At 58.3% G+C, this 6381-nt stretch carries 7 protein-coding genes; 4 read left to right on the plus strand and 3 right to left on the minus strand.

Going from position 1 to position 6381, the window contains the following annotated elements; all coding sequences use genetic code 11:
- Positions 1-508, minus strand: a 508-nt coding sequence (locus tag IQ273_RS28905; RefSeq protein ID WP_194026567.1) for a hypothetical protein, incomplete at its 3' end; no start/stop codon positions are given.
- 127 nt (positions 509-635) lie between these two features.
- Positions 636-1442, minus strand: coding sequence for a D-alanyl-D-alanine carboxypeptidase family protein (locus IQ273_RS28910; RefSeq protein WP_228054099.1), 807 nt, complete (start codon positions 1440-1442; stop codon positions 636-638).
- Between the two features lie 160 nt (positions 1443-1602).
- On the opposite strand from IQ273_RS28910, the gene IQ273_RS28915 reads away from it, so the two are divergent.
- The 3 genes from IQ273_RS28915 to IQ273_RS28925 all read left to right on the plus strand — a co-directional run bounded on the left by IQ273_RS28915 (position 1603) and on the right by IQ273_RS28925 (position 4120).
- Positions 1603-2598, plus strand: a complete 996-nt coding sequence (locus IQ273_RS28915; RefSeq protein WP_313898290.1) for an AEC family transporter — start codon at positions 1603-1605, stop codon at positions 2596-2598.
- Positions 2599-2602: 4 nt separating this feature from the next.
- Positions 2603-3223 carry a peptidoglycan-binding protein gene (locus IQ273_RS28920; protein ID WP_194026569.1) on the plus strand — a complete coding sequence of 207 codons (621 nt, stop codon included), beginning with the start codon at positions 2603-2605 and terminating at the stop codon, positions 3221-3223.
- A 498-nt stretch (positions 3224-3721) separates the two neighbouring features.
- Entirely contained in the window at positions 3722-4120 is a 399-nt protein-coding gene (locus tag IQ273_RS28925; RefSeq protein ID WP_194026570.1) for a CBS domain-containing protein, read from the plus strand.
- Between the two features lie 63 nt (positions 4121-4183).
- On the opposite strand, the gene malQ is transcribed toward IQ273_RS28925, so the two are convergent.
- A complete protein-coding gene (gene malQ, locus IQ273_RS28930) occupies positions 4184-5692 on the minus strand; it encodes a 4-alpha-glucanotransferase (RefSeq protein WP_194026571.1) in 1509 nt (502 codons plus the stop codon).
- A 108-nt stretch (positions 5693-5800) separates the two neighbouring features.
- Between malQ and IQ273_RS28935 the strand changes: the two genes are divergently transcribed.
- Complete coding sequence (locus IQ273_RS28935; protein WP_194026572.1) at positions 5801-6244, plus strand: NUDIX hydrolase; 444 nt, start codon at positions 5801-5803, stop codon at positions 6242-6244.
- Positions 6245-6381: the final 137 nt, after the last annotated feature.

A 6381-nucleotide genomic window follows, 5' to 3' on the forward strand; every position in this document is an offset into this window, starting at 1 on the left:
GGTCGGGTCGGGAGGCATAGAGAGTGAATACACCTTCCTCAACCCGAAACGTTTTTAGGCGAATGGCGCGGGTAGGGGCGATCGTTGCTCCGGCCCCAGCGCCTGGGCTAAAGCTGGGGCCGGCCCCAGCCTCAGACAGTACTACAAAAAACTCTGGCCGCACCAGGGTTACCGCCGCCTGCCATTCGTGCCGAGTCAGCAGTGCCCACGGATCGAAGGCGATCGCTATGGCGTCAATTTGCCCGGCCAGCGCCTCGGCTTCAGTTGGGGGAATAACGGTTTTACCCAGCCACAGCCCCCGGTGAGAAACACCGCGCAGGCCACCTAGCTGAACCGATCGTCCGAGGTAATTTGAGATACTTTGTTCTGCTTTAGCGTGCAGGCTTTTAAGACCCAGCGCCCCGCTGAGGACAGCGACAATGATGGCCGCCGGAACGACTGCCTTTGCCGTTACTTTTAACCATGCCGCTGACCTGTACCCAGAAAACTTTTGATGTGCAAGGGTCATAGATCAGCGCCAGGCAGAATAGCTAAAAACCATGTCAGCACAGTTAGAAGATGCCATAGAACCTTTAAACCCGAACTATCCCTGAGCAAGGGGGAGTGATAGCGTCAGTCGTCGTACTCGCGCTGATCTACTCGCTGTAAAAGGTTTCTAGGCTGGTGCGATCGCCGACAAAACGCCAGTGCCAGGGCTCAAAGGCCACCCCCTGAAAATTGTCGGGCGGAAACGACAGCTCATAGCCGTACTGTACAGCGTTGGCTTCTAGCCACTCATAAGCCCGAGTATTCTCGAAATCGCTGTTGAGGTTGGTGCCCGCCTGGTTGGCATCGCCAATATCGACGGCGTAGCCGGTATGGTGCTCGCTATAGCCCGGTGGGGCACTCACCTCGGCGCGAGTTTGAGCATCTTGGCCGCGCTCGGCTTTGAGGTTAAAGAAAATCTGCTCCTGCTCGGCTTGAGAACGAAAGCCTGACAGCGGCACCAGCCGTACTCCCGTACGGGCAGCAGCCTGGGTCATGGCCTCGTACTGGGCCGCCGCAGTGGTGCGTAGGCGAATGCTGGCGTTGTTAGATAGGGCAACTAACTCTTCATCTGGGGCTTCGTCGTAGGCGCGGTGGTTGAGCAGGGTGCGGCTAGAGGGGGCCAGCTGCACGGCGACATCGCGGTTTTCCTCCCGGGCGCTGGTGGAGGTTGTGGCTCCGTCTGCATCTAGGGCAGAGCGGTTAATCATGGTTTCAAAGGGCTGAGCAAACTCAGCCGCCGAAAACCCATTAGTCTGATACCAGGCCACTAAACCGCCTGCGGCCAGGGCCAGCAGAGCCAGGCCCAGGGTGCGCCGCAGCATTCGGGTGCGCCGCCACCAGGCAGGTTGATCTGGCCCCGTAGAGTGTAGAGGTATGTCGCGGGTCGCTTGGGGAATATCGTCGAAGGGAGACATGGTCATTCGCTTCCGGCAAAGCTCTACCCATTATGGCCCGCAACGCCGCGATCGCAACCTCTTGCCCCCGGCTAACGCCAAACCCCGGCTTCGCCTGTCACAATCTCAGGGCAGAGCATTTGGGTAAAGGTTTAGTGCAGAGTAATTGAGGGCCGCTATTGTGCCACCGCTTGAGGTATTGATGCGCCTGTACGGGCCGATTGGAGCTGGCATCTGCGCTGGTATCGCCCTGGGGGCTTTGCTGCAGCGTTTTGCCCCCCACCTGGGAGAACCCCAGGGACTGTATCAGCAGGTACCCCTGCGGCTGGGGCGGTTTCTGTTTTGGTTGGGCATTCCGCTCAGTATTGTGGGGTTTATGCGGCGGGCCGACCTGTCGGGCAACCTCTACCTAGCTCCGGTGGTGGCCTGGGCCGCCATTTTGCTGGGGCTACTGTGCAGCCGCCTGTGGATTCGCCGCACACCCCAAGATCGGTGGCCCAGGCCTACTCAGGGCAGCTTTTCGCTGGCCGCTATGCTGGGCAATACGGGCTATATCGGCTACCCGGTGGTGCTGCTACTGCCCCAGCTGGGGGTGGGGGTGTTTGGCTGGGCCTTGTTTTACGATGCCCTGGGCACCCTACTTGGCTCCTACGGTCTGGGGGCGATTTTGGCCTCAGAAATGGGCGGGCAACGTGGCAAAACAGCCCAACCCCGACAGCGGCAATGGTTAGCCAGGCTACGAGCCGTCGGGCTAAATCCGATTATTCTGGCCTTTGGTCTGGGCCTGGGGTTAAAAGCGATCGCCCTACCCGCCTGGCTCGACCAGGGTCTATATCAATTTGCCTGGGCTATTGTGGTGCTGTCGCTGGTGCTGATGGGGCTACGGATTCAGCAGCTCAGCTCGTGGCAGCACCTGCACCGGGCAACCGTGGCTGTGGCGATTAAGATGCTGGTACTGCCTCTGGCTGTGGGTATAGGCCTAACCCTGCTGGGGGTAGATGGCCCGCCCCGGCTGGTGATGACGTTGCAGGCAGGCATGCCGTGCGCGTTTTCAAACCTGGTGCTGGCCGAGGCCTACGACCTCGATCGCGACCTGTCGGTGACCTGTGTAGGGCTGAGTTCGGCCATCTTACTGTTGACCTTGCCCCTCTGGCTGTGGGCGTTTTCTGGGAACTAATACCATGACCACCCGATGGACAACGGCCCTTCGCCGGAGCGGCCTCCTAAGCTTGGGCTTGAGTGGGCTGAGCATGGGATTCATCGCCTTGGGCAGCGTACAGCTCGCTTTCGTCGCGCCTAGCCTGGCCCAGGGTGCGCCCCGGCTGATAGTCCAGGAGGTGCCGACTCAACCCTTTCTGCGGCCAGGCGACAGTGGCCCCCAGGTCAGCCAGCTGCAGCGAAAGCTAACCGATTTAGGGCTTTATTCAGGGCCAGTCGACGGTCTCTATGGGGCCAATACGGCGGCAGCGGTGCGATCGCTGCAGCAGCAGCAGGGTACAACCGCAGACGGCATAGCAGGCCCCCAAACCTGGATTGCCCTAGAAACCGCCCTGCGCCAAGGTGAACTAACATTACCCACCCCGCTACTAAGGGCCAAGACCCTAGCCTTTACGCCTCTAGTGGTCGCGCAACCGGCCCCGCCGCCGTCTGCTCTGTGGCTAGCGCTCATGCCCCTGGTACCGATCGCAGGCGGTGCCCTAACCTACCTGCATCGACGGCTCAAGCATCAGCAGGTGTTTCAGCGACGCCGACCTCGACGGCGACTGCCCCCCAAGCCTCCCTGCTCTGGCAAGGGGCCTTAGCAAGCGCTGTAAAATTTGAAAATTGAGTATTCGTCGTGAGACAGTATTCGCCTTTAAGGTCTGCCTTTAGACGGGTGACATTACTCGTCTGCACTATTCTTCGGCTGAACTGAGGAGCAAATCTAAAGAAAAGGTACAAAAATGAGGGGGGTTCCCCGCTACAGAGGGCACCATAAATAAGATCGATGCAGGCTTGAGCACTGCTTTAGGGCCATCTCTACAATAGGTAGCCCGCCAAGCTGGCCGAACAGGCCAACTAAGCAACGCTAGCTGAGCAGAATTTAGCGCCGATTCACCATCGAGTTAACCAGGGCCAGAGACGCCGCAGCGACCCCTGGTTGATTATCATTCGAGGCTGCACGCCATCGATGGGTTCTGGCTAAACGCTGATTTTTTACTCTTGGCCTGTATATAGACAAACCTGCCGCTGGCTCTAACTGGGCAGGCCCTTGCAGGCTTACGTTCTAACCCCTTATCCACTTTTTCCTGGAGAGTCCTATGCTGACCGTTGCCGACATCATGACCCATCATGTCACCACCATTGCCAGCGGAGCCACCGTAGCCGAGGCTATAGTCCTGATGCAGCATCGGCAAATTCGATCGCTCCTAGTCGAGCACCGCGCCCAGGACATGCCCTTTGGTATGGTGACCGATCGCGATATCGTCTACACCGTCGTCGCCCGAGGCCACGACCCCGAGAAGGTGCTGGTGCAAGACATCATGCGGCAGCCCTGCGTTTCTTTAGACCCCAACCTCACCATTCAAGACGCCTCCCAGGTGCTGTCAGATACAGGGGTCCAGCGCGCCCCCGTCGTCCAAGATGGCGAACTACTGGGGGTCATTTCTGTCACCGACATTCTGATGCGAGGCATACCGGTGCTGACGCTGAACCGCTAGGAACCGTGGCGATAAGCAGAATGAGGCCGCAATTGCGGCCTCATTCTGCTTATCGCTCTATCCTTATCCTTCTGTCGGGGTTCGATTAGATAGCTCGGTCAGCCAGCGCAGGCGATCGCGCATCTCGTCGGTCAGGGCTTCGGCCTGGTAGCGCCAGCCCCAGTTGCCGTCAGATTTACCGGGGGTGTTCATGCGGCAGTCGCTGCCGTAACCCAATATGTCTTGCAGAGGCACGATCGCCTGGTTAGCTACCGACATCAGCGCTAGGCGAATCATCGTCCAGTGAATGCCCTCGGGGCTGAGACAACCAAGGTACTCCATCAAGCGATTGCGCTCGTGGTCGGGCATTTTGTCAAACCAGCCGATGGTGGTGTCGTTGTCGTGGGTGCCGGTGTAGACCACGCTATTGGGCACATAGTTGAAGGGCAGGTAAGGGTTGTCGCTGCCGCCGCCAAAGGCGAAGTGCAGAATCTTCATACCCGGAAACTCGAACTCGTCGCGCAGCGCTTCGACTTCGGGGGTAATTACCCCCAGATCTTCGGCCATGATCGGCAGGGTGCCGAACTTTTGGCGCACGGTTTCAAACAGCTCGGTGCCGGGGGCCTCAATCCACTGGCCGTTCATGGCGGTGTCTTCGCCAGCGGGCACGCCCCAGTAGGCCTGCAGCCCGCGAAAGTGATCGACTCGAATGATGTCTACATAGCCGAGCAGCGCATTGATGCGCTGAATCCACCAGTGAAAGTCGCGGTTTTTCAGCTCTTCCCAGTTGTAGGTGGGGTTGCCCCAGAGCTGCCCGGTTTCGCTGAAGTAGTCGGGCGGCACCCCGGCCATCAGCGCTGGGGCCAGGGTGTCGTGGTCGAGCATGAAGTTGTGGGGAAAAGCCCATACATCGGCACTATCGTGGGCGACGTAGATGGGAATGTCGCCGATAATTTGGATCTGGCGATCGCGAGCGTACTGCCGCAGCGACTGCCACTGGCGGTGAAACTCAAACTGCAAAAACTTTTGACAAAAAATATCGCTGGACAGCTTTTCGCGCCACTCAGCCATCGCCTCGGGTTCGCGCCGCGCGATCGCGCTCGGCCACTCCGTCCAGCCAGCACCGCCGTGGGCATTTTTGAGCGCCATGAAAAAGGCAAATTCATCCACCCAGAAATGGCACTCTTCACTGAACTGAACCAGAGCATCTTTGTCCTCGTCCGATGCGGTTTCATGAAACCGGCTGGCGGCCCGCTCTAGCAGCCGCATTTTGATCGGAATCACCTGATCAAAATCCACTTGGTGAGGGGAAAAATGCTCCAGATCGTGCAACTCATCGGGGTAGAGCAGGGAGCGATCGCACAGCACCTCCAGGCTAATCAACAGCGGATTGCCCGCCATTGACGAATAGCACAGGTAGGGTGAATTGCCGTGGCCAGTCGGCCCCAAAGGTAACACCTGCCAGAGCTGCTGGCGAGTATGCGCTAAAAAATCTATAAAATGGTAGGCTTCTGGGCCTAGGTCGCCAATCCCAAACCGACTGGGCAGCGACGTGGGATGCAGCAAAATGCCACTGGCACGGGGAAAGGGCATAGTTAGCTCGGTTTAATTCCAGTAGACTTTAACATGGCCTACCCAGGGCAGTCGGCTTCCTAGAGAGTTATTTTAAGCTCAGCAAAACTTTCATAAAGTCACTCTTCCATGACCGCTTATCGCAACCCTGCCCCCACTGTCGACATTGTTATTGAGCTGCTGCACCATCCCCACCGCCCCATCGTGCTAATCGAGCGCCATAATGAGCCCCTGGGCTGGGCCTTACCCGGCGGCTTTGTCGACTACGGCGAAAGCGTTGAAACCGCCGCCCGCCGCGAAGCCCAAGAAGAAACTGGCCTCACCATCGAGCTAGTTGAGCAGCTCGCTGTATATTCCGCCCCCGATCGCGACCCCCGCAAGCACACCCTGAGCGTAGTATTTCTGGCCACCGCCACCGCCGACCCCGTCGCGGGCGACGACGCCAAAACCGCTTCTATCATCAATCCCTGGGAAACACCAGCCAACCTTTGCTTTGATCACGATCGCATTTTGCGAGATTATTGGCAGTACCGCTTCTACGGGCGCAGGCCCCGGTTTGGCAGTGAAGTTTAGGGTAAAAGGTTACCCCTGTTAAGGTGATCATTCGTACTAGTGCGGTCAATTGGATAAGCTAAAGACGTTACCCCTGGCCGCTTAGAGTCAATGAGTTAGCGTCCCATGATAAACGCGCTATTCGAGCAATTTGTTGA

The sequence above is a fragment of the Nodosilinea sp. LEGE 07298 genome, from assembly GCF_015207265.1.
GTDB lineage: Bacteria > Cyanobacteriota > Cyanobacteriia > Phormidesmidales > Phormidesmidaceae > Nodosilinea.

Excerpts from the sequence above, each read along its gene's own strand:
- IQ273_RS28935 (WP_194026572.1), top strand. The coding sequence starts at position 5,801 with ATGACCGCTTATCGCAACCCTGCCCCCACTGTCGACATTGTTATTGAG.
- IQ273_RS28925 (WP_194026570.1), top strand. The coding sequence starts at position 3,722 with ATGCTGACCGTTGCCGACATCATGACCCATCATGTCACCACCATTGCC.
- IQ273_RS28920 (WP_194026569.1), top strand. The coding sequence starts at position 2,603 with ATGACCACCCGATGGACAACGGCCCTTCGCCGGAGCGGCCTCCTAAGC.
- IQ273_RS28910 (WP_228054099.1), bottom strand. The coding sequence starts at position 1,442 with ATGTCTCCCTTCGACGATATTCCCCAAGCGACCCGCGACATACCTCTA.
- malQ (WP_194026571.1), bottom strand. The coding sequence starts at position 5,692 with ATGCCCTTTCCCCGTGCCAGTGGCATTTTGCTGCATCCCACGTCGCTG.